A 26217-nucleotide genomic window follows, 5' to 3' on the forward strand; every position below is an offset into this window, starting at 1 on the left:
TCGAGGCCTTCATCGCCTACTTCAACCGCACCCTCGCCAAGCCGTTCAAGTGGACCATGACCGGCAAGCCGCTCGCTGCGTGAGCGGCCGTCGAAATGGGGTTCGTTCTTCCGGCGAGGTGTACTAGAGCGTTTTCAGCCTGACTGGAAACGCTCCAGCTCATAATTTCACCAGCAATTTCATCGGCCTGAAATCGCTCCGCGATTTCCAGTCAGGCCGATATTGCTCTAGGTAAGGGAACGCTTCCGGTGCGGCGAGGGAGCAACGTCGTCTCCCTCTCGTCATGGCCGGGGAGGCAACGGCCGCTGCCATTTTCCGCCGTCGCGGTGCCGGGCCGCGGGGGGACCGGCAGGCGCCACACCGCGCGGCCAGCCAGTCCGGAGCACCGGCTTGCCGTGCAGCCTGGACGCGGCACGGTCACTCGATGACGTCGGCTTCCGGGCGATCGGTGGCTTCGGAGATCTCGGTGTGCCACCGCCCATTGGCGTCCTGGTATTCGATCTGCGTCTGGTCGCCCGGCACGTGCTGCTCGGCCGCCACCCGCTTGGCGGCAGCCAGGGCGGCTTCGCGGGTGCGAAACGCTTCGGAGAAGACGTCGTTCAGCTTGTACGCCCAGCCGCCGTCGTGCTGGACCACTCGGTAGTGAATGTGTGCCATCACCCAGATCCCTCACCATGATAACTGTTGATTTTAGCGGAATCGGCCGGATTGTGCCACACCGCCGCGCCAGGAAAGCGGCGCCGTTTCATCGGTCCGGATTCCGGGCGGCCGGGAGGCGCGACGCTTTACGACCGAGTATGGCCGAAGCCGGCCGCCTCGGCCAAAGGCTGGACAAGCGGCGGGCTCAGCGTCCGCGCCGCCGCGCGGCTGCGCTCGATCTCGACGCCGACGGTGCCCAAGCCGGTGTCCAGCTTCTGCACCCGCACCATCACCCGCGCCACGCGTGGATGCGCCAGCACCATCGCGGCGATCCGCTCGGCCAGGGTTTCGACCAGCCCGACATGCCCGGACCCGGTCAGCAGCCGGATTCCGTCGGTGATCAGGTCATAGGAGAACACGTCGCGCATGTCCTCCGCCGCACGCCCGCCGCGCGCCACCCAGGCCGAGACGCTGAAGCGCACGGCCTGCGGCGCGTCCCGCTCGCGCGCATAGGCGCCGATGAACACCGGCAGCACCAGGTCCTCGACGAACACGCGGTCGACCGGGCCGTCCGGCAGCGTCGCCGCCGGCGCATAGCCGCGCGCGGCCAGCAGGCGGTAATCGACGTCGCCCCCGGCCGGCAGGTCCGGCGGGATCAGCCCGCGGATCGCCTGCACCCGCGCCAGGTCGAGCGGCCCCATCCTGTCGCCCGCGCCACACAGCGCGCCGCGGAAGCCCAGCAGGTCGGGCGACAGCACCAGCAGCCGCGGCACGTCGGGCGGCTCCAGCGAGCCGGCCAGCCCGGCCTCCAGCCCGTTGGCATGGCAGTCCTCGACGAAGCCGAGCAGGCGCGGCAAGCCGAGGTGATCCAGCAGGTGGCCGGACGCCTTGTCCCGCGTGTCGAGCATCGCGCCGGCGAAGCCGGCACGCCGCAGCGCCGGCAGCAGCGACAGGCCGGGAGCGGCTTCGGCCGGGAACACGCCGATCAGCCTGGCCCCCGAGGCGGCTTTGGCCAAGCGGTCGAGGCGGTTCGCCAGGCCCTCGCCGGGCACGATGCGCAGCCTGACCATGTCGGCGCCGGCGGTGGCCACCGCCCGCACCGCCGCGCGCAGCCCATCGGCCGGCATCGCCAGGTCGCCGGCGAGGGCACTGACCGGGCGGCGCCCGCCGATAGCCTGCGCCGTGGCGCGGATTACCGCCGCGTGGTCTTGCGCGCCCTCGGCGGGATTCTGCACATCGATGATATCGGCTCCGCCGGCCAGGGCGATTTCCGCCTCCTGCGGGCCGGTCACAGACGCCAGCATGCGGGTCATTCAGAGTCCTCGGCGCCTCGTATCCGGGTGCGGCGTGTCCGGGTGCGGATCAACCGCGGCGGTCTCATCGGCAGCCTCCTTGCGGCGGATGCCGGGTTGCATCACCTTGCGCGGCATAAAACGTCCAAATCGAACCGCGCGCAACGGCGGAAACCGGGGTCGCAGGGAGGACCGCATGAAACCGACGATTGTCCTGCTGGCTGTGTTGACGCTGGCCACCCCGGCTGCCGCCCAGGCGGCGCGGCGCAACCTGGACCCCGACTGGCCCTGCCAGCAGGTGAAGGTCGGCGCCTTGTCGGTGGCGTTGTATTGGAATGGCCCGGCGATCGATCCCGCCACGGCCGGCTGGCAGCAGGATCAGGACGTCGCCACGCTGGTGGGCGCCGTTACCCAACGGCGGCTGCCGATGGACGTGGCGGTGCAGCGCATCAATGCCTTCGCCAGGGCGGCGGGCGCCGGCAAGGACCGTCGGCTGCCGCTGCTGTTCGCCGGCGTGTTCGCCGTGCTGGACCGCGAGCGGGCGAAGGTGCTGGACGGGCTGGACCGGTTCGGCCGGCGGCAGAAGGAACTGGCGGCCGGCCTCCGGCAGGAAGTCGAGGCGCTGCGCGCGGCGCAGGCCGCCTCGCCGCCGGACGACGCGAAGATCCAGGACCTGACCCGGCGGCTGCAATGGGACCAGGAGTTCTTCGACCGGCGCCGCCAGTCGCTGCGCTTCGCCTGTGACCTGCCGCAGACCATCGAGCAGCGGCTGTACGGCCTGGCGCAGGCGATCCAGTCGCACCTTGGGGAATGATCAGGGACGCGGCCTGGGCTCGCGATGCTCCAGCGGCAGGCCGTGCGCCGCCCAGCCGTCGGTGCCCCGGGCATACCAGTCCACCTGCGTATAGCCCAGCGCCTCGGCGCGCCGGGCGGCGTTCCACGACATCCAGCAATCGGCGAGGCAGTAGAACACCAGGTGCCGGGACCGGTCGCCGTGCGTTGCCGCCTGCAGGCTGTGCTCGAACCAGGTTTCCATCACCGGGGCCAGTTCGCCATAGCCGGTGTCGGGCAGCCAGATGCTGCCGGGGATGTCGTAGCGCGGCTTCGGATGCCAGATGGTATCCGGCGGCAGCCCCTTCGGCCGCGGCGGCTGCGGCAGGGCATCGATGAAGACCGCGCGCCCCTGCCGCCACAGCGCCGCCGCCTGCTCCGTCGTCAGCGCCGGCCGGCCGTTCAGCGTTGCCGGCACCGGGGCACGATAGGCGCTGGTGCGGTAGCCCGCGGGTTCAGGCGCCGGGGTGGCGGATTCCGCTGGCGCGGCGGCCGTACAGAGCAGCGCGCACAGCCCCAGGGACGCCAGTGTCAGACACCGCAGAGATTGCCTCACTGCGTTATGGCCTTGCCCTGCTCATCGACGATGGGAACGCCATAGGCGATCAGGATCTTGTTGATCGCCCCCTGGTTGTCGGCGATCAGGTGGTTCAGCGTCCGCTTCCAGTCGCGGTCGCTGCGCCGCACGCCCATGGCAATGCGGAAATCCATCGGCGCGCCTTGTTCATGCGTCAGCGGAATGACCCTCAGCGGCTTCGCGGACCGGCTGGCGTAATACCCGCCGATGGGCCCCCACAGCACGCCGGCGTCGATGGTTCCGTTGGCAATCTCGTCAATCATCGCCTTGGTCGGCGCGTCCACACGGGTGTCGACATTCAACTGAAACGGCCTTGCGTCGGCGATCAGGCCGTCGCGGGCCATGATCGTCGCCGGCGGCGTGCCGGCGACCACGCCGATGTGCTTGCCCTTCAGCCGTGGGTCCTCCAGCGACGTGACGCCCGTGAGGCCGGAATCCTCGGGCACCACCAGCGCGTAGTAGGCGTGGTAGTACGGCGTGGTGGTCAGCACCATGTCGTCGCCCTGGGCGTCGCCCATGATAACGTCGCATTTCAGCGCGTTCAGCGTGTTGCGCACGAAGCCGACGGTGCGCGGGTAATAGGTGTAGGACACGGTCTTGCCGAGCTTCTGCGCGAACATCTCGGCCAGCTTGTCCTCGAAGCCCTGGTGCGCCTCGTTGGAGAACGGCAGGCTGCGTGGATCGGCGCAGACCCGGAACACCTTTGGATCGACCAACTCGACCGATCCGCCGAGGCCCGGCGCCTGCGCCTCGGCCCGCATCGCCACCAGGCCCAGAAGGCACGCCGCCAGCGCCAGGCGGCGCGGCGTCAGTGCGGCTATGGTCATTGTCCCATGCCTCCGCATCAGCCCAGGCAACTGTCTTCGTTCTCGGAGAAGCCCTTCGGCTTCGGCATATGATCGGTCGGCCGGCCGCGGCCCACGGCGCCGTCCGAGCGGGCGCGCAGGTAGATGTAGATCTCGTCGATGAAGCACATCACGTTCTTGTCCTGGCCCAGCGCCGGCATGACGAGGTCGCTGGAGGCGGTGACGTCCTTCTTGCCGCTGGCGACGGTGGTCATCACGTCGGTGTAGTTCATGTGCTTCAGCGAATTGACCAACGCCGGCGCATAGGTCGATCCCAGCCCGTCCGGCCCGTGGCAGTGCATGCAGTTCGCCGTGTAGCGGATATAGCCGATATAGGTGTAGAAATCGACCTTGCCGTCCTTGTCCACCTTGTAGGTGGGATAGCCGTTCGCGTCGCGGTATTCGCCGTTGTCGTCACTGACGGCGGCGGGATTGCCCGGCTTGTCCGCACGCGCGAATCCAATGGTCAGGCAGGCGGCCATCGAGGTGGTCAGCAGGATACGTGCAAGTCTCGTCACGCCGTTGGTCCTTGATGTTCTGCAAAGTAAAGGCTGGCGCCCGGCCTCCGCCGGAACGCCAGCCCGTGATCCGGTGGTTTCAGCTCTGCGGCAGCGCAAAGACCGTCAGGGTTCCGCCGAGCGAGGTGTACTGGTTCAACGCGGCATAGCCGCCGACGGCGCCGAGGCCGGCGTGCGGATCCGTCAGCCCCGCGGCCAGGCCGATGCCGGCCCATCCGCCGACGCCCGACAGCACGGCGACATACTGCTTCCCGGCATGTTCATACGTGATGACGTTGCCGATGATACCGGACGGGGTCTTGAAGCTGTACAGCTCCTTGCCGGTCTTGGCGTCGACCGCCTTCAGGTAGCCTTCCAGCGTGCCGTAGAACACCACGTTGCCGGCGGTCGCCAGCGCGCCTGACCAGACCGAGAACTGTTCCGGGTCCGACCAGACGATCTTGCCGGTGCGGGCGTCCCAGGCAATGAAATTGCCCATGTTGGTGCTGCCCTTCGGCGGATACATCGACAGCGTCGCGCCGACATAGGGCTGGCCCGCCGTATACGCCACGCGGAACGGCTCGTAGTCCATGCAGACATGGTTGGTAGGCACGTAGAACAGGCCGGTCTGCGGCGAGAAGGCGGCCGGCTGCTCGTCCTTGGTGCCCAGGGCGGCCGGGCAGATGCCGGTGGTGTTGACGTCCTCACCGTTGTGCTGGGTCGAGTACTTCGGCACCACCTCGGGCCGGCCATAGTCCTTGCTGTTGCGGTCCATGTCGATCTTGGTGGCCCAGTTCACCGCCGGATCGTATTTGTCCGCCACCAGCAGCTCGCCGCTGTCGCGGTCCAGCGTATAGGCGAAGCCGTTGCGATCGAAATGCACCAGCAGGTGGCGCGGCTTGCCGTCGATTTCCTGGTCGGTCAGGATCATCTCGTTCACGCCGTCATAGTCCCACTGGTCGTGTGGCGTCATCTGGTACATCCACTTGACCTCGCCGGTGTCGGCGTCGCGCGCCCAGATGGTCATCGAATACTTGTTGTCGCCGGGCCGTTGGGTCGGATTCCAGGTGGACGGATTGCCCGAGCCGTAGAAGATCAGGTTGGTGCGCGGGTCATAGGACTTCCAGCCCCAGGTGTCGCCGCCGCCGATTTTCCACTGGTCGCCCTTCCAGGATTCCAGGCTGGAGTTCGCCGCCACCGGCTTGCCCAGCACGGTGGTCTTGCCGGGAACGATCAGCATGTCCTTGTCGGGGCCCATCGACCAGCCGCGCCAGACCTGATGGCCGTCGTTGGCGTCATAGGCTGCGAACCAGCCGCGCACGCCGAACTCGCCGCCCGAGACGCCGACATAGACCTTGTCCTTGACGAACAGCGGCGCGTCGGTGCCGGTGGCGCCCTTCGACGGGTCATCGGTCTTGACCGACCAGGCGACCTTGCCGGTCTTGGCGTCCAGCGCCACCAGCGTGGTATCGGCTTGGTGCAGGAAGATCTTGCCGTCGCCATAAGCCACGCCGCGGTTGACGGTATCGCAGCACATCACCGGAATGACGTTCGGATCCTGCGTCGGCTGGTACTTCCACAGGATCTTGCCCTCGTGGTTCAGGTCGAGCGCATAGACGATGTTGGGGAACGGCGTATGCACATACATCACGTCGCCGACGACGAGGGGCGCGCCCTCATGCCCGCGCAGCACGCCGGTGGAGAATGTCCAGGCGACCTGCAGCTTGCCCGCGTTCTGGTTGGTGATCTGGTCGAGGCTGGAGTAGCGCTGCCCGTTCAGGGTCCCGGCCGGCGTCGTCCAGTTTTTCCCGGTGCCCGCCTGGTTGTCCTGCGCCATGGCCCCCGGCGCCATCAGCATGAACGACAGCATGGCGCCCGTCGTCAGCAGGCCATTCAGAAACGTTCTTCCCATTTATCGTTTTCCTTCGTCATTTTTGCGGCCGGGCAGACGGTGGCCGCCATGCCGGCCCGAGGCTTTGTCGAGGAAGAGGTTTCCGGCGATCCATCACAGCAACAGAACGAACACCAGCGGCCGCTTCTGCGGTGTGCCGTGCTGGCCCGAGTTCTGTCTGCGCGGGTTACCCGTCCTCCCCATTCAACAGGTAACCTTGCAGCCGGCTGCGGGAGTCATATGGTGGACAAAGCCGGACGGCAACCGATTTTCCGCTAAAATGAGTTGTTCCATCTTCACATTCCCATAATAAATGCTGCAACGCAGCATAATGGATTCGTCAGATATGATCTGTTGTCTTGCCACCGTACTGCTGAAATGTATCCTTTATCAACGGGGCCGTGCCGCGTTCGCCGTTGTGGTTACTCTCGCATTGGCGGGCTGCCTGCCTGCACGCGCACAGGATACCCGCCTGACGATCGTCAAAATCGCCGACGGGATTTATGTGCACTTCGGCAACGTCGCGCTGACGACTCCCGGGAATGCCGGTGACATCGCCAATCTTGGCATCGTCGTTGGACATGATGCGGTGGCGGTCATCGATACGGGCGGCAGCGTGGCGGTTGGCAAGGCCCTGCTTGCGGCGGTGCGCGGCGTGACCGCCCTGCCGTTGCGCTACGTGATCAATACCCATGAGCACCCGGACCACGTCTTCGGCAATGCCGCGCTTGCCGGTCCTGGCGTAACGTTTGTCGGGCATCACAACCTGCCGGCATCGCTTCGCGCGCATGGTCCGTTCTACCTGCATTCGTTTCGTCCGGCGCTGGGCGACGCCGCCATCGGCCAGGTGCGGCTGATCCCGCCGGCGCTGCTGGTGGACGGTTCGAAGGAACTGGATCTCGGCGGGCGGAAGCTGCTGCTGACGGCCTGGCCGCCGGCGCACAGCGACTGCGACCTGACGGTGCTGGACGAGCAGGCGCATTTCCTGTTTGCCGGCGACTTGGTGTTCCTGGATCATGTCCCGGTCATCGACGGCAGCCTGAACGGCTGGCTGAGCCTGTTGCCGCGCCTGGCCGCACTGCCGGCCGATCGTGTATTGCCGGGGCACGGGCAGCGTATTGCGCCCTGGCCGCAGGCGCTGGACGATGAGCGCCGTTATCTGCTGTCGATACAGGCCGACGCCCGCCGGATGATCGCCGCCGGCACGCCGCTGGCCGAGGCGGTGCCGTTTATCGGCCGGTCCGAGCGCGGGCGCTGGCAGTTGTTCGACGACTACAACCCGCGCAATGCGACCGCGGCGTTCAGCGAACTCGAGTGGGAGTGACCACGGGCGGAAAATCAAGGGAGGCAAGATGCAGACGATCAATTCACCTGCGGCATGGTTTAGCCGGCTTTCGCCGGGGCGGCGGCGTTTTCTGTTGGCGTTCACCGGCGGAATCCTGGCAACGTCCGGCGGCAAAGCGGCGCCGGCTGACGCCGATCCGTGGCCGGCGCTGGCCGGCCAGATCTTTCCGGGCAAGACCTTGCAGGACGGCTCCGCCCTGCTGGCGATCGATGCGCCCTATCGCGCCGAGGATGCCGCCGTCGTGCCGGTCACGCTGCGCACCATCCTGCCGGCGGATGACCACAGGCAGGTGCGCAGCATCACGCTGGTGATCGACGCCAATCCCTCGCCGCTGGCGGCGGTGTTCACCCTGGCGCCTGGCTCCGGCATCGACCGCATCGCCACGCGGGTGCGGGTCGACGACTATACCAACATCCACGCCGTGGCCGAGTTGAGCGACGGAACACTGTGGGCGGCCGCCCGCTTCGTGAAAGCCTCCGGCGGATGTTCCGCGCCGGCACTGAAACCGGTCGCGGGCGACATCCCCATCGGCACGTTGCGGTTCCGGTTATTCCCGGCGGGCGAGGACGGGCGGCGGGAGGCGCAGGTGATGGTGCGGCATCCGAACTACTCGGGGATGCAGATGGACCAGATTTCGCGCCTGTACATCCCTGCCGATTTCGTGCAGACGCTGACGGTCCGGCAGGGCGATGACCTGCTGCTGACGATCGCCGGGGGCATCTCGATTTCGGAGAACCCGTCGTTCCGCTTCAGCTTCAGGCCGAACGGGGGGAAGAGCTTCCGGGTCGAGGGCGCGGACAGCACGGGCAAGCGATTCAGCGGCACCTTCCCGGTGGATTCCGCTGCCTGAGGGGTGGAGGCCGGGCTTGCGGGGTGCGCGGGGTGCCTCCGTGGCGGGCGGTGGCGTGGCTGATGGCGTATTTTTGTTAACACAGAGAAACTGGAGGGCCGTGGAGGGCCGCTGAGGATCAGGGGGACACTGTCGCCGGCGCAGGAGGCTTCGTCGGCGTGCTTTACCGAGCCACGATGGCTGGCGCCGTACGTTTGATCGGCACTGCATCGCCATCATGCCCGCTCTGCGGGCCTCAGGCTGTCTCTGTGTGAATATGTTCGGACGACTGGGCCGCACGCCCGGCCCCGGTGGCGCACGATCGTCCTGATCACAGGCGACTCTGCTGTCCTCGCCGGCGATAGCCGGCTTTAGAAGCAACTTACGTCGGCTTCCGCCTGCGCCTGCTGCAATTGCTCCAGAATCGTGTTGGCGGCGCGCGTGCGGAATTCCTGCGCCAGATAGCCGCCGACTTGCTGGCGCATCCGCAGGATGGTTTCCGCCTTCTCATAGGCGTCATAGGGAACCGCCGCGGCGATGGTGTCGATGGCGCAGGAACAGCGATTGAGCGCGTCCTGTGTCTGGCCGTTGCCCACCATGCAGGCGAACACGTAATCGGCCCGCGCCGCGGTCGGGTAGTCGTTGATGGCGCCGGGCGCCACCGGCCCCTGCGCCCGGGCGGGCAGCGCGGCGGGAAGCAGGCTCAAGGCCAGCAGGGCAGCGAAAGTTTTCATGGCACGTCCTCGGCGGGCAAGCGGCCCGGCGCCATCCTGGCACCGCGGACGGGACCGGGCAATCCGCGTTGCCGGAAGGCGCCGGCGCAGGGCCAATCATGGTCCGGCCGAGCGAGTCTGTTCTTTCTCAGAATCGAATGTGCATCTTCATCAACGCCTGAACCAGGGCGGCGGCGCCCGGACCTGACGGGTGCCGCCGCTCGCGGCCGGTTGCGGTCAGTCGGCCTTGGAGCCGTCTGGCTTGAATTGTTTCAGATACGCGATAACATCGTTCACCTTTGCCGGGTCCTTGATCCCCGGGAAGATCATCTTGGTGCCCGGCACAACTTTCTGCGGATTGGCCAGGTACTTCTGCAGCGTCTCCTCGTTCCAGGTGATACCGGATTTCTTGTTGGCTTCAGAATAATTATATCCTGGATAGCTGCCGGCCTTGCGGCCGACGACGCCATTCAACACGGGTCCGATGGCGTTTTGCGCGTTCGGGCCGATCTGGTGGCAGGCGCGGCAGATGATGAATTCCTTCTTTCCGGCAGCGACATCCTGGGCCAGGACCGGACCGGAAACGGCGCAACAAAGCGCCGCAGCGACAATAGCCAAACGGTGCACGTAACCTCCTGATTGTCCTCTGACGGGACCTGATGAAACAATCCGGCGAAACCGGCTACCGTACTGATCCATGCGATGTGCCGCCTGTCAATCGCGGCGGCCGCCGGTGTCAGAGGTTCCTGTCCTCGGTGCCCGGCCAGACGCAGCGCCAGGAAGCGATGCGGTTGTCGGGATGCTCGCCCACCCAGGCGGCGAGGTAAGGCTGTGCCTGCATCACGCAGCTTTTCAGCGAGCCGTTCGTCTGCAGCAGGAAATGCTTTTCGCTGCAGGCGTTCGGATTGGCGATCGAGCAAACCATCACGATCAACTCAACAATGTTCATTTCAAGTCTCCGTATGATCCTGAAATCCCGTCGCCGCGGCATCGGTTAAGGAAGTCGCCAGACCGCCTCACGGTTCGTTGCGACGGCGCGGCGAGCATGAAGAATGGAGACACGGGCGTCCATGCGATCAGTTGTTTTGCCGGCGGCGATCCTGGCGGGGGCGCTGCTCGCCGCGCCGGGCGCGCGCGCCGCGCCGCCGACGGCGGCGGTGTTCCCGTTCCAGCTTGACGACACCAGCCTGCAGGCGCCGACGGCGGCGGAGCGGGCGCGGCTCGGGCGGCTGGATACGCAGTTGCGCGACGCCCTGGTGCAGTCCGGCCGCTATACGCCCGAGGCCGCGCCGGACGGGCCAAACCGGCAGCCGGCGTGGAGCTGCGACGGCTGTGAGCTGGATGCGGCGCGCAAAATAGGCGCGGCGGTGTCGGTCACAGGCTGGGTGCAGAAGGTTTCGAACCTGATCCTGAACATCAACCTGGTGGTGCGCGATGTCGCGACCGGGCAGCGCGTCGCAGCGGGCAGCGTCGACATCCGCGGCGACACCGACGAGTCCTGGACACGCGGGCTGGCCTATCTGTTGCGCAACCGGATCCTGGTCGCCGGGCAGCAGCGGTGAAACAGGCCGCGTGACCGTGCGTCTCGGTCACGGCCAGGCGCCAGTCCGGTCCATGACGGAAGGACAACGACCACGGCTGCCTGATACTTTCTCCAGGCTCAGCAGATCCGCGGCAACTGCTCGCCGGACAGCCAGTCCACGATGCGGCCGCCGCCGAATGCCGTGGTCATCTGCACGAAGCGCTGGTCATCCGCCACCGCGTGGCCGATGACCGCCGCCTCGCGCCCCAGAGGATGCGCCCGCATCGCTGCCAGCAGCGCGTCCGCGCCGGCCTCGGCCACCACGGCGACCAGCTTGCCTTCGTTGGCGACGAACAGCGGGTCCAGGCCCAGCAGTTCGCACGCCGCCGCCACCTGCGGCTTCACCGGGATCGCCGCCTCTTGGATGCGGAAGCCGACGCCGGACTGGTGCGCCAGCTCGTTCAGCGTCGCCGCCAGGCCGCCGCGCGTCGGGTCGCGCATCAACTTCAGATGCGGCCCGGCGGCGTCCACCATGGCGGCGACCAGCCCGTGCAGCGCGGCGCAATCGGACAGGATGGCGGTCTCGAACGCCAGGTTCTCGCGGCTGGACATGATCGCCACGCCGTGGTCGCCGATGCTGCCGGACAGGATCACCACGTCACCCGGTTCGGCCCGGTCGCCGGACAGCGCCAGACCCTCGGGCACCAGGCCGACGCCGGCGGTGGCAATGAACACGCCGTCGGCCTTGCCGCGCTCCACCACCTTGGTATCGCCCGTTACCACCGGCACGCCTGTCTCCCGCGACGCCTGCCCCATCGACCCCGCGATCCGCTGCAGGTCGGCCAGCGGAAAGCCTTCCTCGATGATGAAGCTGGCCGAGAGGTACAGCGGCCGCGCCCCCGCCATGGCGATGTCGTTGATCGTGCCGTGCACCGCCAGCGCGCCGATGTTGCCGCCGGGGAAGAACAGCGGCGAGACGACGTAGCCGTCGGTGGTCATCACCATGCGCCCGCCGGCGGGAATCGGCAGGCTGGCCTGGTCGTTGCCCTGCTCGAGGAACTCGTTGGCGAAGGCGTCGCGGAAGATGCCGGCGACCAGGTCCGCCATGGCGCGGCCACCGGCGCCGTGGCTCATGTCCACGCGGCCGGTGCGGATGTCCAGCCTGCGGCGCGGTGGCTTCGCGGTCACGCGGCGCTCCGGGCGTGTTCGCGGAAGCGGCCATAGGTCCAGTGCGCGGCGCAGGCGCCTTCCGAGGACACCATGCAGGCGCCGACGGGCGTCTCCGGCGTGCAGGCGGTGCCGAACAGCTTGCAGTCCGCCGGCCTCTTGCGGCCGCGCAGGATGGCGGGGCATTCGCAGGCGGGGTTGTCGTCGGCGTGCACGGTGTGGACGGCGAAGCGCTTTTCGGCATCGAACGCGGCGTAGGCGTCGCGCAGCTTCAGGGCGGAGGCGGGGACGACGCCCAGGCCGCGCCATTCGAAGTTTTCCCGCACCTCGAACGTCTCGGCGCAGAGGGCCCGGGCGGTGACGTTGCCGTCCGGCCGCACGGCGCGGATGTACTCGTTCTCCACCTCCGAGCGCTGCTGGTTGACCTGGCGGACCAGCATCAGGATCGACTGCATCACGTCCAGCGGCTCGAACCCGGCGATGACCACCGGCTTGCGATAGGTCTCGGCAAATTCGCGGTATGGCTCCGTGCCGATGATGGTGGAGACGTGGGCGGGGCCGATGAAGCCGTCGATGGCAATCGGCTCGGGGTCGTCCAGGATGGCGCGCATCGCCACCGGCGTCAGCACGTGGTTGCAGAAGATGCTAAAGTTCGCCAGCCCCTTCTGCATCGCCTGGCGCAGCGCGATCGCCGTCGGCGGCGTGGTGGTCTCGAAGCCGATGGCGAAGAACACCACCTGCCGCGCCGGCTCGGTTTCCGCGATCCGCACGGCGTCCAGCGAGGAATAGATCATGCGGATATCCGCCCCCGCCGCCCGCGCCTTCATCAGGCTGGCGCCGTTCGAGCCCGGCACGCGCATCATGTCGGCATAGGTGCACATCGTCACCGCCGGATCGCGGGCGAGGCGGATTGCGTCGTCGATGCGGCCGACAGGCAGTACGCAGACCGGGCAGCCCGGGCCGTGGATCAGCCGCAGGCCGGGCGGCAGTAGGTCCTCCAGCCCGTAGCGCGAGATGGCGTGGGTGTGGCCGCCGCAGAACTCCATGAAGGCGTAGAGGCGGTCCGGTTGCGCCTCGGCGGCGATGGCGGCGGCGATGTCGCGGGCCAGGGCGCCGTCGCGGTATTCGTCGACGTATTTCATGCCGGCGCCTCCGCTGCGCCGGCCAGCAGCCCGGCCTCGGCCAGCAACTCCAGGGTGCGCGCGGCCTCCGCGGCATCGATTTTTGACAAGGCGTGGCCGACATGGACGATGACGTAGTCGCCGGGGGCGAGATCCTCGACCAGGGCGACCGAGATCGTCTTGCTGACGCCGTCGAGGCTGATGCGGGCCATCTGGTCCGGCAGCAGCGCGGTGATCAGCGCCGGTATGGCGAGGCACATGGACTCAGTTTCCTTCCGTTGCTGTCAGCGGCGAAGCCGTTCTCTCTCCGTCATGGCCGGGACACGCCCGGCCATGACGGAGAGAGAACGGCCGCGGCACCAAATCCTTCTCCAATAATCGCCCTATCCCGATACACATGGCGACACGCCCGGCCATGACGGGGAGACGAGAGCCGCCGCCGCTGTGCCGGCACCCATGGACATCAGCCGGGCCATCACAGCCTGGCCGAGCGAGATCCCGCCATCGTTCGGCGGCAGCCGCCGCGCGAGCACCGGCGTCAGGCCACGCGCCGACAGGGCAGCGGCCAGCCCCTCGGCCAGCACCCGGTTCATCATACAGCCGCCACCGAGGCAAAGCGCGGATAATCCGCTGGCGGCGGCGCCCTCGGCTGCCATCGCAGCCAGGCCCTCGATCAGCGTGCCGTGGAACAGCTCGGCGCCGGTGCGAGGATCGGGCGGCGCGTCGGCGAAGGCGGCCAGCAGCGGAGCGAAGGACAGGACGCCGGCATCCAGGGTCCAGCCGCCGGCCAGCGGCCGGGACGTGCGCACCAGCGCCTCCAGTTCCATCGCCGCCTGACCCTCATACGCCTGCACGCTGCGCAGGCCGAGCAGGGCGGCAACGGCGTCGAACAGGCGGCCCATCGACGATGTCTCGATCGTTTCCGCCCCGGCGGCAAGCCGCGCCGCCAAAGGCCCGGCAAGGGCGTGATCGGGGAACCGGGCGGCGGCCAGGGCGCCGCGGCCGGTGGCATGCAGCGCGGCCACGCCCATCCGCCAAGGCTCGCGCGCGGCGCGGTCCCCGCCGGGCAGGGGCAGCGGGGCAAGCCGTCCGATGCGGCGCCAGGTGGCCCCGTCCACCAGCATCATCTCGCCGCCCCAGGCGCCGCCGTCGGCGCCGAATCCGTGGCCGTCCAGCGCCAGGCCCAGCACTGGGCCGGCCAGCCGGTGCTCGGCGGCGATGGCGGCGACGTGCGCGGCATGGTGCTGCACGCGGACGACGGGCAGGCCGAAATCCTCGGCCATGCGGCTGGACAGGTAGTCCGGGTGCAGGTCGCAGGCGACGACCTCGGGGCGGACGTCGAGGATGCCCAGCAGGTGGCCGATGGTCTCGCGCCAGAAGCGCACGGTTTCCGCCGTGTCGAGGTCGCCGATGTGCTGCGAGACGAACGCTTCCCGCCCGCGGGTGACGGTGACGGTCGATTTCAGGTGCGCGCCGAGGGCCAGCACCACCGGCCCGTCCTCGGCCAGGCCGATCGGCTCCGGCACGTAGCCGCGGGCGCGTCGGATCAGGGCGGGTGCGCCGGCGATCACCTGCGCCACACTGTCATCCGCGCGGACCACGATCGGCCGATCGTGGGTGACGATGAGATCGGCGATGGGGGACAGGCGGTCAAGGGCTTCGTCGTTGTCCCTGACCAGCGGCTCGCCGCCCGGATTGGCGGAGGTGGCGACCAGGGCGAAATCCTCGCCCAGTTCCGCGAACAGCAGGTGATGCACCGGCGCATACGCCAGCATGACACCGAGGCGCGACAGCCCGGGGGAGATCGACGGCGCCGGCCCATTCGCCCGCATCTCCATCAGCACAATCGGCGCCGCCACGCTGGCGGCGAGGGCGATTTCGGCGTCAGTGGGGCAGGCGATGGCGGCCAGCGCCCGGGCGGAGGCGACCATGACGGCGAAGGGTTTCGCCTCGCGCCGCTTGCGCTGGCGTAGTGCGGCAACGGCTGATTCGTTGCGGGCATCGCAGAGCAGGTGGAAGCCGCCGATGCCCTTCAGCGCGACGATCCCGCCGGCGCGGATGGCGGCGGCGATGGCGAGGATCGGCGGAGGATCCGGCGGCAGCCTCTCCGTCATGGCCGGGCGTGTCCCGGCCTTCCGCGCTTCGACGGCGGGGGGTGGGTGGCCGGGACACGCCCGACCATGACGATGCAGAGGTGCCCGGCCACCTGCACTGCGAGGATGGGGGGTGGATGGCCGGGACACGCCCGGCCATGACGATGGGGCGGATCTGGCATGCACCGACGAGGCGACAGCCTCGCACTGCACCCCAAGCCGCGGCCCGCAAACCGGGCAGGCGATCGGCTCGGCGTGGAACCGCCGGTTCGCCGGGTCCGCGTAGTCGGCGGCACAGGCGGGGCACATCGCGAACCCCGCCATCGACGTGCTCGCCCGGTCGTACGGCAGGCGGCCGGTGATCGTGTAGCGCGGGCCGCAGTGCGTGCAGTTGACGAAGGGATAGCCGAAGAACCGGCTGTCCGGATTGAACAGATCGTCCAGGCATGCCGGGCAGGTGGCGGCGTCGGGGACGATGCGGGTGGCGGCGGGGCCGCCGGTGCTGTCGCGGATGGTGAAGCCGGTTTCGCCGGACGGCGCCAGCGAGTCGATCCCCACCGCCTCGATCGTCGCCAGCGGCGGCGCCTCGGCGGACAGGCGTGCGAGGAACTCGGCGATGCGCGGGCCTTCGACCTCGATGGTCACGCCGTCGGCGCCGTTGCGGACGAAGCCGGACAGGTCACAGTCCCGCGCCAGGCGGTGGACGAAGGGACGCATGCCGACACCCTGCACCGCCCCGCTCAGCCGCACGCGGATGCGTTCGGCAGCACCCATGCGTCAGGCCGTCACGCGCCGCGCCGCGTGCGCCTCGATCCAGGCCAGGAAGGCGGCCATGCCCTCGCCGGTCTTCGCCGAGACGGTCAGGATCTGCAGACGCGGGTTGACCCGCAGCGCCGCCGCCATGCAGGCGCCGACGTCGAAATCCAGGTGCGGCAGCAGGTCGGCCTTGTTCAGCAGCATCAGGTCCGCGGCGGCGAACATATCGGGGTATTTCGCCGGCTTGTCCTCGCCCTCGGTCACCGACAGTACCACCACCTTGTGCGCCTCGCCCAGGTCGAAGGCCGCGGGGCAGACCAGGTTGCCGACGTTCTCGATGAACAGCACGCCGCCGGGCTCCAGCGGCAGGTCGTCCAGCGCATGCCCCACCATGTGGGCGTCAAGGTGGCAGCCCTTGCCGGTATTCACCTGCACCGCCTTGACCCCGGTGGCGCGGATCCGCTCGGCGTCGTTGGAGGTCTGCTGGTCGCCCTCGATCACTGCGATGGGCAGGCGCGGCTTCAGTGCCTCGATGGTGCGGCACAACAGCATCGTCTTACCGCTGCCGGGGCTGGAGACCAGGTTCAGCGCGAAGGTGCCGCTGCGGGCGAGGCGCTCCCGGTTGTCCTGCGCATAGGCGTTGTTCTTCGACAGGATGTCGCGCTCGATGCGGACGATGCGTTCCTGGCTCAGGCCGGGGACGTGAACGCCGGCGAGGCCGGCGCCGGCATCGACCAGGCCGTCGCTCTGCCGCGGATGGTCGTGGTGGTGATCCGCGTGATCATGGTCGTGGTGATGATGGTCATGGGCGTGATCGTGCTCATGATGATGCTCATGGCCATGGACGTGATCGTGGTCATGGTGGTGGTCGTGGCCATGATCGTGCTCATGATCATGGCCGTGCGAATGGTCATGATGATGGCCGTGTGGCGCCTGGCCCTCGATCGTTTCCGTGCCGCAGCCGCAGACGGTGCACATCACTCAACCTCCAGTTCGCGGACCCTCAGTTCGTCGCCCGCCGTCATCTGTACGTGGTGCTGGCCGCAGTCCGGGCAGGCGCCGAAGCGTTCCTGCAGCGGCACCGTCTTGCCGCAGTCCAGGCACCAGCCGGCGCCGGCGATGCGGTCGATCACCAGCTTCGCGCCCTCCGCGATCGTACCACGACTGACGGCGTCGAAACAGAACAACATCGCCTCCGGCGCGACATGGCCCAGCACGCCGATTTCCAGCACGATGGCGGTCACCCGCGCGAAGCCCTGCTTGCGCGCCTCGTCCTCGACCACGCCGAGGACGCCCTCGCACAGCGCCATTTCATGCATCGGCGGCGCTTTCGACCAAGACTCGCAGGGCGACGCAGGGATCGAAGGCGGCGGCGCGGTCGGTGATCGCGGCGACGGCGTCCGGGCCGGGGCGGAGCCCTATGGGATGCACATACCTCGAGAACAACCTGGGAACGACCGTAAAATCAGAGGCTTGCATGGCGGCCGGGCACGTTCCCTCGTCGTCATGGCCCGGCTTGTCCAGGACACCTGTCGCGGCACACGTGCTTGAACAGGTGGCCCGGACAAGCCGGGCCATGACGGGATGCGCCACGGCCACGATGGATCGTTTCAAAGTTCTGCGCATCCCGTAGAGGCGGAACCCGGCCAGCGCATGCGCCAGCGGGCCGTCGGGAAGGAATTTCCATTCCGTCGGCTCCAGCACGCAGGCGTCGGCCAAGCGTCGGTCATCGTTGAACACCAGGCGGTAATACAACCGCCCGCGCGCCGATTCCACTGCGGCGTATCCCCTATTCGGCCCGATACGATCCTCGGTTATCCAGTCGTCGCTCGTGCCCTGGCCGGACAATCGTTCTCTCCGTCATGGCCGGGCGTGTCCCTACGGGATGCACACATCTCGGAAACGGTCCGCCGCGGCGTTTCCCTTTCGTCATGGCCCGGCTTGTCCGGGCCACCTATTCCAGCACTTGTGCCGCGACAGGTGGCCCGGACAAGCCGGGCCATGACGATGTCGGAACGCTCTTGGCGCCCAGGCAAGCACTTGATTTTACGGTCATTTCCCACTCGTTTCCGAGATGTGTGCATCCCGTAGGGCGTGTCCCGGCCATCTGCGCTTCGACGGCGCGGGGTGGATGGCCGGGACAGGCCCGGCCATGACGGAGAAGCAACAGGCCCGGCCCCATCCAAAGGCAACGGATCGGCCGCCATCCCCTCTCGACCCGGTACGTCATCCCAGTAGCGGCGCCGACAGCCCGGGCACTGGCGGCCTCGCAATCCGAACGCGATCGCGTGATCGGATCGGCGGAGGGATCACACTCCATCAAGCCATGCTCGACCGGCCGAAATATTCCGCTACGTAACACTCGGCCGCCGTGCCCAGTTCGGACAGAGGATCTCGCGCATGCCCCAGAGTTCGGCGCTTCCCACCTACAGCGCCATCTATGCCTTCGGCGACAGCCTGTCCGACGCGGGCAATCTTTCGAACCTCACAACCCTCGCCGGCAGCACCGAGCCGGTGTCGCCGCCGTACTTCACGCAGCACTATGGCCTGATCAGCGGCAACGTGTTCAGCAACGGCCCGACATGGGTGCAGGATCTGTCGACAGCCCTTGGCCTCGGGACGCTGGCGCCGACCCTGGCCGGCGGCACCGATTTCGCCTATGGCGGCGCCGAAACCGGCCCGACTGCGCTGAACGCCGGCGACCTGCAGCTCCAGGCGATTTCGCTACCGGCACAGCTCGCGGAATTCAAGGCGCGTGTGCCGGCCCCGTCGGCGAATGCGCTGTACACGTTGTCCGTCGGCTCGAATGACCTGCTCGGCATCCTGGCCGCCCCTGGGCTGACCGCAACGCAGCAGACCAACGACGTCAATGCCGCCGTCGGCAACGAGGTTAGCTTCGTCAGCCAGCTCATCAAGGACGGGGCGAAGAACCTGCTGGTGATGAACGTGCCCGACCTCGGCAAGACGCCGGAGGTCACGCAGGGGCTGGCCAACGGCAGCAACATGCCGTCCGCCCAGCTGATCAATGAGGCGTCGCAGCTTTCCAGCCTGTACGACACGACCCTGGCGTCCGACCTCGCCAGCCTGGCCGCCACCAGCGGCACGAAGATCGGGATCGTGGACAGCTACGCGCTGGTCGACAACGCGGTGGCCGATCCCGCCGCCTATGGCCTGACCAACGTCACCACGCCGGTCTGGAGCGGCAACTACACCAGCGCCAGCAGCGGCACCCTGGCCACCACCGATCTCGCGACACAGGACCAGTACCTGTTCTGGGACCACCTGCATCCGACTGAAACCGGCCACCTGGCGCTCGCCCAGCAAGCCGAGCAGGTATTGAGCGGGACTCCGCCACTGACGGTCGCGAACGCCACGACGGGCGCCAGCGTCCCGGCCGCGGGGGAACCCTACACCTCGCCGGTCAGCGGGCCGGAGCAGGCATATACAGCGGTAACGGCCGATCGGCTGAACATCACCGCCAGTACCCCGGACTGGTTCCTCCACGGCGGCGCCGGCGGCGGCAGCATGACCGTCGCCAGCGGCACCAACGTGCTGCAGGCCGACGGCGGGTCATGGATCTTCACCGGCGGCAGCGGCGTGGATTCGTTCGGCGTGGACATCCGCGGCGACACCGCCGCGACCGCGACCGCGATCGTCAACTTCCATGCCGGCGACTCGGCCACCATCCTGGGCGTCACGCCGGCCGATTTCGACCTGTGCTGGCATGACGGCCATGGACCGGGCGGCCATACCGGGCTGACGCTGTACGCCACCGGCCCCGATGGGCCGACGGCGTCGCTGACCCTGGCCGGATTGACCAGCGGGGCCCTGAGCAACGGCCAGCTGACCGTCACCTCCGGCACAATGGACGGCACGCCCTGCTACACCATTCACGCCAACGCCTGACGACGGCCGCCAGGCCCGTGGCGCGGAGGACCCTGGTCCACCCGCGCCATGGTGTTCCCATCTACTCCGTCTTGCTGTCGCCCAGGCAGATCCCCAGCCCGCGGGCGGTGTGCACCAGCGTGTCGTCGAAATCCGTCAGCGGCGTCAGCTCGAACGCCGCGGTCAGCGGCACGTCGACCACGCGGCGGTGCTGCCACGCGACCAGGCGGTCGAACTTGCCCTGCGCCACGAGGTCCACCGCGTGCACGCCGAACGCCGAGGCGGTCATGCGGTCGTCCCATGTCGGCTGGCCGCCGCGCTGCACGTGCCCGAGCACGGTGACGCGCGTCTCCGCCCCGGTCTTCTGCGCGATGGCGTCGCCCAGGACGTGGCCGATGCCGCCGTAGGTGACGCCGCCAAGGGCATGGTGCAGCCGCACATGCTCGCCGGTCTTGTCGCGCACCGCCTCGGCGACCACGACGATGGCGAAGTTGCGGCCGTTGCGCCGCAGGCTGTTGATGTGCTCGGCCACGACGTCGATGTCGTAGGGGATTTCCGGCACCAGGATCACGTCGGCGCCGCCGGCGATGCCGGCCGCCATGGCGATGTGGCCGCTGTCGCGTCCCATCACCTCCAGGATCATGACGCGGTCGTGGCTTGCAGCGGTCGGCTGCAGGCGGTCGATCGCCTCGGTCGCGACCATCACCGCGGTGTCGTAGCCGATGGAGGTCTCGGTGGCGCCGACGTCGTTGTCGATGGTCTTGGGGACGCCGACGAACGGGATGTTGCCCTGCTGCGCCAGCCGCCGCAGGATCGCCATGCTGCCGTCGCCGCCGATGCCGATCAGGGCATCCAGGCCGAGCAGGCGGCAGCCTTCGATGATCTCCTCCGAGCGGTCCTTGCGGCTGCCGTCCGGCATCGGGTAGGCGAACGGGTCGCCGCGGTTGGTGGTGCCAAGCATGGTGCCGGCGCTGCGGGCCATGGCGGAGTCGGCGCATTTCAGGTCGAGCGGGACGAAATCGACCGGCCGGCGCAGCAGGCCTTGGGTGCCCTGGTGAATGCCAAGGACGCGCCAGCCGTAGCCGAGTATGGCACGCGCGACGACCGCGCGGATGACAGCGTTCAGCCCGGCGCAGTCGCCACCGCTGGTGAGTACGCCGATGGTCTTTCCTGAGCTCACGTTCACCTCTGGAACCGCTGTGGACCGCCCTATCCTGCCACGGCATTGGGCCGCCGCACCACTTATTTCGGCCGGCTGCCGGACGCGAGGGATGCCAGAGACGGGCCGCGCGGCGACTGCCGATGACAGCGGCCGGCAATCGTGGCTTTATTTCGGCCGGCGACCGAGCAGGATTCGGGTGGGGCGATGGAAATGGACCGGGTACCGGGAATGAAGCGGTGGGGGTTGTCCCTTGGGCGTCGGCACAAGGTCACGAACGGGGAAGGATCTGGCAGCACGGTCCTTCGTCCTCTCGTCATGGTCGGGCGTGTCCGCATAGGCGCTACGGCAAGCCACAGGTCAATTGGGACGCAGAGGCGGCCTATTTTCATCGTCATGGCCCGGACGAGCCCTACCGCATGCACACATCTCGGAAACGGTCCGCCGTGGCGTTCCCCCATCGTCATGGCCCGGCTTGTCCGGGCCACCTGTCGCGGCACACGTGCTGGAATAGGTGGCCCGGACAAGCCGGGCCATGACGATGGGGGAACGCTCTCGGAGCCCAGGCAAGCACTTGATTTTACGGTCATTTCCGACTCGTTTCAGAGATCTGTGCATCCCGTAGGGATGAGCCGGGCCATGACGATGGGTGGCACGACCGCGGCGGCTGAGGCCGGGCCGTGGAACATCTCGACTGCAACCGCATGTTCGTTACGGTTATGGAAATCGGCAGCTCCGCCAGGGCCGCCCGTTCCCTCGGCATCAGCCCCGGCCAGGCCTCCAAACTCGTGTCGAAGCTGGAGGCCGATCTGGGCGTGCAACTGCTGCGCCGGACCACGCGGGCGCTGTCGGCGACCGAGACCGGGCAGGCCTATTTCGAGCGCATCAAGCTCCTGCTGGAGGATTTCGCTGCGCTGGACGCCTCGGTCCGGGACAGCTCGGCGGCGGCGACGGGGCGGCTGCGGCTGTCCCTGCCGGTTTCCTTCGGCACCGCGCAGCTGGCGCCGGTACTGGTCGACTTCGCCCGCGCCTTCCCCGACATCCAGCTCGACGTCAGCTTCGCCGATCGGCTGGTAAGTTTGGTGGACGAGGGATTCGACGTCGCGGTGCGCGTCGGCAATCCGGGCGACAGCAGCCTGATCGCGCGCCGGCTGTGCGACATGCGGATCGTCGTCCTGGCCGCGCCGGCTTACGTCCAGGCGCATGGCGAGCCGGCGGACTCGGCGGCGCTGGCGGGCCATGCCTGCGTCATCGATACGAACTTCCGCGAGCCGCTCACCTGGCGGTTCCGCGCCGCGGACGGTTCGGCGGTCACCGTGCCGGTGGCCGGACGGCTGCGGTTCTCCAACGGCGAGGCCTGCCTGGCCGCGGCCGCCGCCGGGCTGGGCATCGCCCGGGTACCGAGCTTCCTGGCGGGGCCCATGTTCCGCACCGGCGCGGTCAGGCCGCTGCTGCAGGCGTTCGAGGACCGGTGCTACGGCGTTTACGTGGTCTATCCGCCGGGGCGGTACCTGGCGGTCAAGGTTCGCGTGCTGGTGGATTTCCTGGTGGCGCGATTCTGCGGCAAGCCGACATGGGACCAGGGGTGGCCGTCCGGGATTGCTTCCAGTCCGGAGTCAATGACTGCCGGTTTGCCCGGATAGTCCCACGCCGCCGTTCGTGGCTACTTCCGGCCAGACACAAACCTGGAGGTCGTATCCATGCCCACCGACACCCGCACGGCGCCCTATGCCGCCCCGCTTCTGCGCCTGACCCTCGGCATCCTGTTCCTTGCCCATGCCGGCCTGAAGATCTTCGTCTTCACCCCGGCGGGGACGGCTGCCTTCTTCGGCTCCCTCGGCCTGCCGCCGACCCTCGGCTACGTCACGATCCTGTGGGAGCTGCTGGGCGCCGCCGCGCTGATCCTCGGCCTCTGGCCGCGCATCGCCGCGCTGGCGCTGATCCCGATCCCGGCCGGCGCCATCGCGACGGTGCATGGGCCGGCCGGGTTCTTCTTCACCAACCCGCATGGCGGCTGGGAATTCCTGGCACTGTGGATCGCCGCGCTGCTCGCGCCGGCGCTGACCGGCGACGGCGCCTGGGCGTTGCGGCCGACGACGGCACGTGCTGCCGTGACCGGCGCGGCGGAATCATTCGCCCGCTGACATGCCAGGAAAGGATCGGCCATGCTGGTGAACGGACAATGGAGCGCCGACTGGCATCCGGTCCAGGCCACCGACAGCAAGGGCGGCTTCGTCAGGCAGCAATCCGGTTTCCGCAACTGGATCACGCCTGACGGGTCGCCCGGCCCGACCGGCGAGGGCGGATTCAAGGCCGAGCGCGACCGTTACCACCTGTTCGTCGCGCTGATCTGCCCCTGGGCGTCCCGGACGCTGATCGCCCGCGCCCTGAGGCGCCTGGAATTCATTTCAATGTCCGTGGTCGAGCCGGCGCTGTCGGCGCAGGGCTGGCGCTTCGGGGCCGATGCCGGGCCGGAACGGGACGGGGCGGCTTATCTGCACGAGATCTACACCCGCGCCGCACCGCACTATACCGGCCGCGCCACCGTGCCGGTGCTGTGGGACAAGCGCCGCCGGACCATCGTCAACAACGAATCCGCCGACATCCTGCGGATGTTCAACGCCGGCTTCGGCGACCTGGCGGACCCGGCGATCGACCTGTATCCCGCGCCGTTGCAGGCGGAGATCGACGCCCTGAACGAGCGGATGTACGCCCGGCTGAACAACGGCGTCTATCGCGCGGGTTTCGCCACGACGCAGGTGGCCTATGAGGAAGCATGCGCCGACGTCTTCGCCATGCTGGATGAGCTTGAAGCCCGCCTCTCGGCCGGCCCGTTCCTGTTCGGGGCGGGCCTGACCGGGTCCGACGTGCGGCTGTTCGTGACGCTGATCCGTTTCGATGCGGCGTATCATGGCCTGTTCAAGTGCAACCTGCGGCGGCTGGCGGATTATCCGAACCTGTCGCGCCATGTGGCTGCGATGTTGGATGTTCCCGGGGTCCGCGGGACGGTCAGCATCGACCACATCAAGCGCGGCTATTACTCGATCCGGGCGCTGAACCCCACCGGCATCGTGCCGCTGGGGCCGGCGCCGGATGCGTCGTGGCGCCTGTCGGAGGCCTGAAGAAACGGCCTGTCCTGGAGCCTGTTTGATTGGACCGAGGCTTCGGAGGGCTTGCTGTCTGGGTGGAAACTGGTGCCGGGAGGCGTGCGTGAAGGATTGATGCGTGGCCTTGCTGGTCCGGTCTGGCCGTGGTCCGGGATGGTGCGGCGGAGCGGGGCCGTCTCTCTATCGTCATGGCCGGGTGTGTCCCCATACGTATCAGGATAGGGCGGTGGCTGGAGAAGGATTTGGCGCGGCGGCCGTTCTCTCAGCGTCATGGCCGGGACACGTCCGGCCACGACGGAGGGGCAACGGACCTTGCCCGTTTTCCGCCATCGCGGTGCCGGCACCACCGGGGCCGGCGGCTTCCCGGCCGACACGGCCAGCCACACAGGTTCGTGCGGATGCGCCACCGCGATGTCACGCAGATGGCATCAGACTGTCACCATTTCGACGCCGCTCATTTGCAAAAACGTTGCATCGCGATGGCAACGTCATGCCATCCGCCCTGATCGATCTGGAGTAAGATGATGACGCATAGCGCCCGAAGCCTCCTTTCTCGGGTCGAATTTTCGCTGCCGGAGACCGCCGTGGACCAGCCGGCGCGCGACCATGCGGCGACCGCCGGCGCGGGTGGCCTGTCGCACGTCGAATTCGCAACACCGGATTCCGCGGAGCATGACAGGTGGTCCCTGGCCCATCCGCTGCTGTTCCTCAAGGCCTGGGCCGCGCATCCGCTGCGGATGGGCTCGGTGTTTCCCTCCTCCCGTTCGCTCTGCCAGCGCATCGTGCGCGTGGCCTGGCCGACGCCGGGCAAGTGCGTGCTGATCCTCGGCGCCGGCACCGGCGTCGTCCCGCAGGCGTTCCTCGAGGCGCGGCTGGCGCCCGAGCGGCTGGTGGTGCTGGAGATCGATCCCAACATGGCGGCGCATCTGCGCAACCGTTACCCGGGCGTGACGGTAATCCAAGGCGATGCGCGCACCCTGCCCGACCTGCTGCCCGAGCGCTTTCAGGGGCGGATCGGCAGCGTCGTCTGCTGCATCCCGCTGGTGATGCTGCCCGAGGCCGAGCAACGGCGCTTCATCGACGCGATGAACGCGGTCGCGCCCGGCCGCGGCTTCGTACACTACAGCTACTGCGTGACCTCGCCGCTGCCGGCGCGGAAGCTGGGGCTGAGCGGGTCGCGCAAGGCCTGGACGCCGCTGAATATCCCGCCGGCCAGCGTCTGGCGCTACTCAGCGCTCTGAACGCCGCCTGCCCCGGAGCGGCGCCCCATGCGTATCAGGATAGGACGACGGCCGGAGAAGGATTTGGCGCCGCGGCCGTTCTCTCACCGTCATGGCCGGGCGTGTCCCGGCCATCCACCCCCCACCGTCGCAGCGCGGATGGCCGGAACACGCCCGGCCATGACGGAGAGGAAGCCAGTCCGCTTGTCCTGAGACGCATGCGGACCCGCCGCCTGATCGGCGTCAGGCGGTTTCGCTTACCCACCGGATCGGCAGGTCCAGGCGGCCGCTTCCTGCTCAACCCAGCGCCGGGCCTCGTCCGGCGTGGCGCAAAGCTGGGTGGCAGGAGCGCGGCCGGGGCGTCCCGCCGCTCGATTGGCCAACACGCCCTCGCCGAGAAAGGCGCCGATGAATCCCTCATCACAGGGCTTGATCCACCCGAGGAGATTGCCATCGAGGATCATGACACAGTCCTCCACACCGACAGCCACGGCCTATCGCGCTGCAGCAAAGCTGTCCAGACGACCCTGGCACCGGCCCGCACAGCCACCGGTAGAGCAACGACCCCGCCGACTGGCCGATGCTGTCCAGACCGCCACGGCCGTTGCCCCACCGTCATGGCCCGGAGCAGCCGTGTCATGGCGATATGGCAACGGGCACGGCGGATCGTTTCCGAGATCTGCGCATGCGGCAGCCTGGAACCGGACGTGTAGCGGTTCGGAACGGGG

At 68.3% G+C, this 26217-nt stretch carries 28 protein-coding genes; 9 read left to right on the plus strand and 19 right to left on the minus strand.

The features are described from left to right. Positions 1–417 precede the first annotated feature (417 nt). Both CCS01_RS02020 and CCS01_RS02025 read right to left on the minus strand, forming a co-directional pair. Complete coding sequence (locus CCS01_RS02020; protein WP_104517159.1) at positions 418–657, minus strand: DUF2188 domain-containing protein; 240 nt, start codon at positions 655–657, stop codon at positions 418–420. 128 nt (positions 658–785) lie between these two features. Continuing rightward, positions 786–1952: a (5-formylfuran-3-yl)methyl phosphate synthase gene (locus CCS01_RS02025; protein WP_104517160.1), complete on the minus strand. Its 1167-nt coding sequence runs from the start codon at positions 1950–1952 to the stop codon at positions 786–788. A 175-nt stretch (positions 1953–2127) separates the two neighbouring features. Here CCS01_RS02025 and CCS01_RS02030 point away from each other — a divergent pair, with 175 nt between their 5' ends. After that, a complete protein-coding gene (locus CCS01_RS02030; RefSeq protein ID WP_104517161.1) occupies positions 2128–2745 on the plus strand; it encodes a hypothetical protein in 618 nt (205 codons plus the stop codon). On the opposite strand, the gene CCS01_RS02035 is transcribed toward CCS01_RS02030, so the two are convergent. The 5 genes from CCS01_RS02035 to CCS01_RS34945 form a co-directional block, all read right to left on the minus strand. Further along, complete coding sequence (locus tag CCS01_RS02035; protein ID WP_204848107.1) at positions 2746–3318, minus strand: PQQ-dependent catabolism-associated CXXCW motif protein; 573 nt, start codon at positions 3316–3318, stop codon at positions 2746–2748. It abuts the gene before it with no gap. After that, positions 3315–4166 carry a substrate-binding domain-containing protein gene (locus CCS01_RS02040; RefSeq protein ID WP_104517162.1) on the minus strand — a complete coding sequence of 284 codons (852 nt, stop codon included), beginning with the start codon at positions 4164–4166 and terminating at the stop codon, positions 3315–3317. Before CCS01_RS02040 ends, CCS01_RS02035 begins: the two co-directional genes overlap by 4 nt. Positions 4167–4183: 17 nt before the next feature. After that, positions 4184–4702, minus strand: coding sequence for a c-type cytochrome, methanol metabolism-related (locus tag CCS01_RS02045; protein WP_204848108.1), 519 nt, complete (start codon positions 4700–4702; stop codon positions 4184–4186). A 79-nt stretch (positions 4703–4781) separates the two neighbouring features. Next, the gene (gene xoxF5, locus CCS01_RS02050) at positions 4782–6593 is read right to left on the minus strand and encodes a lanthanide-dependent methanol dehydrogenase XoxF5 (protein ID WP_275112873.1); all 1812 of its coding nucleotides are present in this window, start codon (positions 6591–6593) and stop codon (positions 4782–4784) included. Between the two features lie 319 nt (positions 6594–6912). Then, positions 6913–7155 (minus strand): hypothetical protein, encoded by a 243-nt coding sequence (locus CCS01_RS34945; protein WP_239991974.1) that lies wholly within the window; start codon positions 7153–7155, stop codon positions 6913–6915. Here CCS01_RS34945 and CCS01_RS02055 point away from each other — a divergent pair. After that, positions 7078–7896 carry a quinoprotein relay system zinc metallohydrolase 2 gene (locus CCS01_RS02055; protein ID WP_239991973.1) on the plus strand — a complete coding sequence of 273 codons (819 nt, stop codon included), beginning with the start codon at positions 7078–7080 and terminating at the stop codon, positions 7894–7896. The genes CCS01_RS34945 and CCS01_RS02055 overlap by 78 nt on opposite strands. A 94-nt stretch (positions 7897–7990) precedes the next feature. Next, complete coding sequence (locus CCS01_RS02060; protein ID WP_204848109.1) at positions 7991–8767, plus strand: quinoprotein dehydrogenase-associated SoxYZ-like carrier; 777 nt, start codon at positions 7991–7993, stop codon at positions 8765–8767. Between the two features lie 350 nt (positions 8768–9117). On the opposite strand, the gene CCS01_RS02065 is transcribed toward CCS01_RS02060, so the two are convergent. The 3 genes from CCS01_RS02065 to CCS01_RS02075 form a co-directional block, all read right to left on the minus strand. Then, the gene (locus CCS01_RS02065; protein ID WP_104517166.1) at positions 9118–9480 is read right to left on the minus strand and encodes a hypothetical protein; all 363 of its coding nucleotides are present in this window, start codon (positions 9478–9480) and stop codon (positions 9118–9120) included. Positions 9481–9696: 216 nt separating this feature from the next. Then, on the minus strand, positions 9697–10158 hold the full coding sequence (locus CCS01_RS02070; protein ID WP_104517167.1) for a c-type cytochrome: 462 nt from the start codon (positions 10156–10158) through the stop codon (positions 9697–9699). A 37-nt stretch (positions 10159–10195) separates the two neighbouring features. Then, complete coding sequence (locus CCS01_RS02075; protein ID WP_104517168.1) at positions 10196–10408, minus strand: hypothetical protein; 213 nt, start codon at positions 10406–10408, stop codon at positions 10196–10198. A 121-nt stretch (positions 10409–10529) separates the two neighbouring features. Here CCS01_RS02075 and CCS01_RS02080 point away from each other — a divergent pair, with 121 nt between their 5' ends. Beyond that, positions 10530–11021: a DUF3280 domain-containing protein gene (locus CCS01_RS02080; protein ID WP_104517169.1), complete on the plus strand. Its 492-nt coding sequence runs from the start codon at positions 10530–10532 to the stop codon at positions 11019–11021. Between the two features lie 98 nt (positions 11022–11119). Here the strand turns inward: CCS01_RS02080 and hypE are convergent, their stop codons facing one another. The 7 genes from hypE to CCS01_RS02115 all read right to left on the minus strand — a co-directional run bounded on the left by hypE (position 11120) and on the right by CCS01_RS02115 (position 17966). Then, a complete protein-coding gene (gene hypE / locus CCS01_RS02085; protein ID WP_456307580.1) occupies positions 11120–12169 on the minus strand; it encodes a hydrogenase expression/formation protein HypE in 1050 nt (349 codons plus the stop codon). Continuing rightward, positions 12166–13290: a hydrogenase formation protein HypD gene (hypD, locus tag CCS01_RS02090; RefSeq protein WP_104517170.1), complete on the minus strand. Its 1125-nt coding sequence runs from the start codon at positions 13288–13290 to the stop codon at positions 12166–12168. Before hypD ends, hypE begins: the two co-directional genes overlap by 4 nt. Continuing rightward, the gene (locus tag CCS01_RS02095; protein WP_104517171.1) at positions 13287–13529 is read right to left on the minus strand and encodes a HypC/HybG/HupF family hydrogenase formation chaperone; all 243 of its coding nucleotides are present in this window, start codon (positions 13527–13529) and stop codon (positions 13287–13289) included. The genes hypD and CCS01_RS02095 overlap by 4 nt, the downstream gene beginning before the upstream one ends. Positions 13530–13652: 123 nt before the next feature. Beyond that, entirely contained in the window at positions 13653–16136 is a 2484-nt protein-coding gene (gene hypF, locus CCS01_RS02100; RefSeq protein WP_104517172.1) for a carbamoyltransferase HypF, read from the minus strand. Between the two features lie 3 nt (positions 16137–16139). Further along, positions 16140–17096 carry a hydrogenase nickel incorporation protein HypB gene (hypB, locus tag CCS01_RS02105; protein ID WP_104517173.1) on the minus strand — a complete coding sequence of 319 codons (957 nt, stop codon included), beginning with the start codon at positions 17094–17096 and terminating at the stop codon, positions 16140–16142. Beyond that, positions 17096–17437, minus strand: a complete 342-nt coding sequence (gene hypA, locus CCS01_RS02110) for a hydrogenase maturation nickel metallochaperone HypA (protein ID WP_104517174.1) — start codon at positions 17435–17437, stop codon at positions 17096–17098. The genes hypB and hypA overlap by 1 nt, the downstream gene beginning before the upstream one ends. Further along, entirely contained in the window at positions 17430–17966 is a 537-nt protein-coding gene (locus CCS01_RS02115; RefSeq protein WP_104517175.1) for a hypothetical protein, read from the minus strand. The genes hypA and CCS01_RS02115 overlap by 8 nt, the downstream gene beginning before the upstream one ends. Positions 17967–18518: 552 nt before the next feature. Here CCS01_RS02115 and CCS01_RS02120 point away from each other — a divergent pair. Beyond that, complete coding sequence (locus tag CCS01_RS02120) at positions 18519–20024, plus strand: SGNH/GDSL hydrolase family protein (RefSeq protein ID WP_104517176.1); 1506 nt, start codon at positions 18519–18521, stop codon at positions 20022–20024. Between the two features lie 61 nt (positions 20025–20085). On the opposite strand, the gene CCS01_RS02125 is transcribed toward CCS01_RS02120, so the two are convergent. Then, positions 20086–21183 (minus strand): ATP-dependent 6-phosphofructokinase, encoded by a 1098-nt coding sequence (locus CCS01_RS02125; protein WP_104517198.1) that lies wholly within the window; start codon positions 21181–21183, stop codon positions 20086–20088. 659 nt (positions 21184–21842) lie between these two features. Between CCS01_RS02125 and CCS01_RS02130 the strand changes: the two genes are divergently transcribed. The 4 genes from CCS01_RS02130 (at position 21843) to CCS01_RS02145 (ending at position 25510) form a co-directional block, all read left to right on the plus strand. Further along, a complete protein-coding gene (locus tag CCS01_RS02130) occupies positions 21843–22805 on the plus strand; it encodes a LysR family transcriptional regulator (protein WP_104517177.1) in 963 nt (320 codons plus the stop codon). Positions 22806–22862: 57 nt separating this feature from the next. After that, positions 22863–23306, plus strand: coding sequence for a DoxX family protein (locus CCS01_RS02135; RefSeq protein ID WP_104517178.1), 444 nt, complete (start codon positions 22863–22865; stop codon positions 23304–23306). Between the two features lie 21 nt (positions 23307–23327). Beyond that, on the plus strand, positions 23328–24284 hold the full coding sequence (locus tag CCS01_RS02140; protein ID WP_104517179.1) for a glutathione S-transferase family protein: 957 nt from the start codon (positions 23328–23330) through the stop codon (positions 24282–24284). A 569-nt stretch (positions 24285–24853) separates the two neighbouring features. Beyond that, positions 24854–25510 (plus strand): class I SAM-dependent methyltransferase, encoded by a 657-nt coding sequence (locus tag CCS01_RS02145; protein ID WP_239991971.1) that lies wholly within the window; start codon positions 24854–24856, stop codon positions 25508–25510. 236 nt (positions 25511–25746) lie between these two features. On the opposite strand, the gene CCS01_RS02150 is transcribed toward CCS01_RS02145, so the two are convergent. Next, complete coding sequence (locus CCS01_RS02150) at positions 25747–25953, minus strand: hypothetical protein (RefSeq protein WP_104517180.1); 207 nt, start codon at positions 25951–25953, stop codon at positions 25747–25749. Positions 25954–26217 lie beyond the last annotated feature (264 nt).

Origin of the sequence: Rhodopila globiformis (assembly GCF_002937115.1) — a bacterium.
GTDB classification, from domain to species: domain Bacteria; phylum Pseudomonadota; class Alphaproteobacteria; order Acetobacterales; family Acetobacteraceae; genus Rhodopila; species Rhodopila globiformis.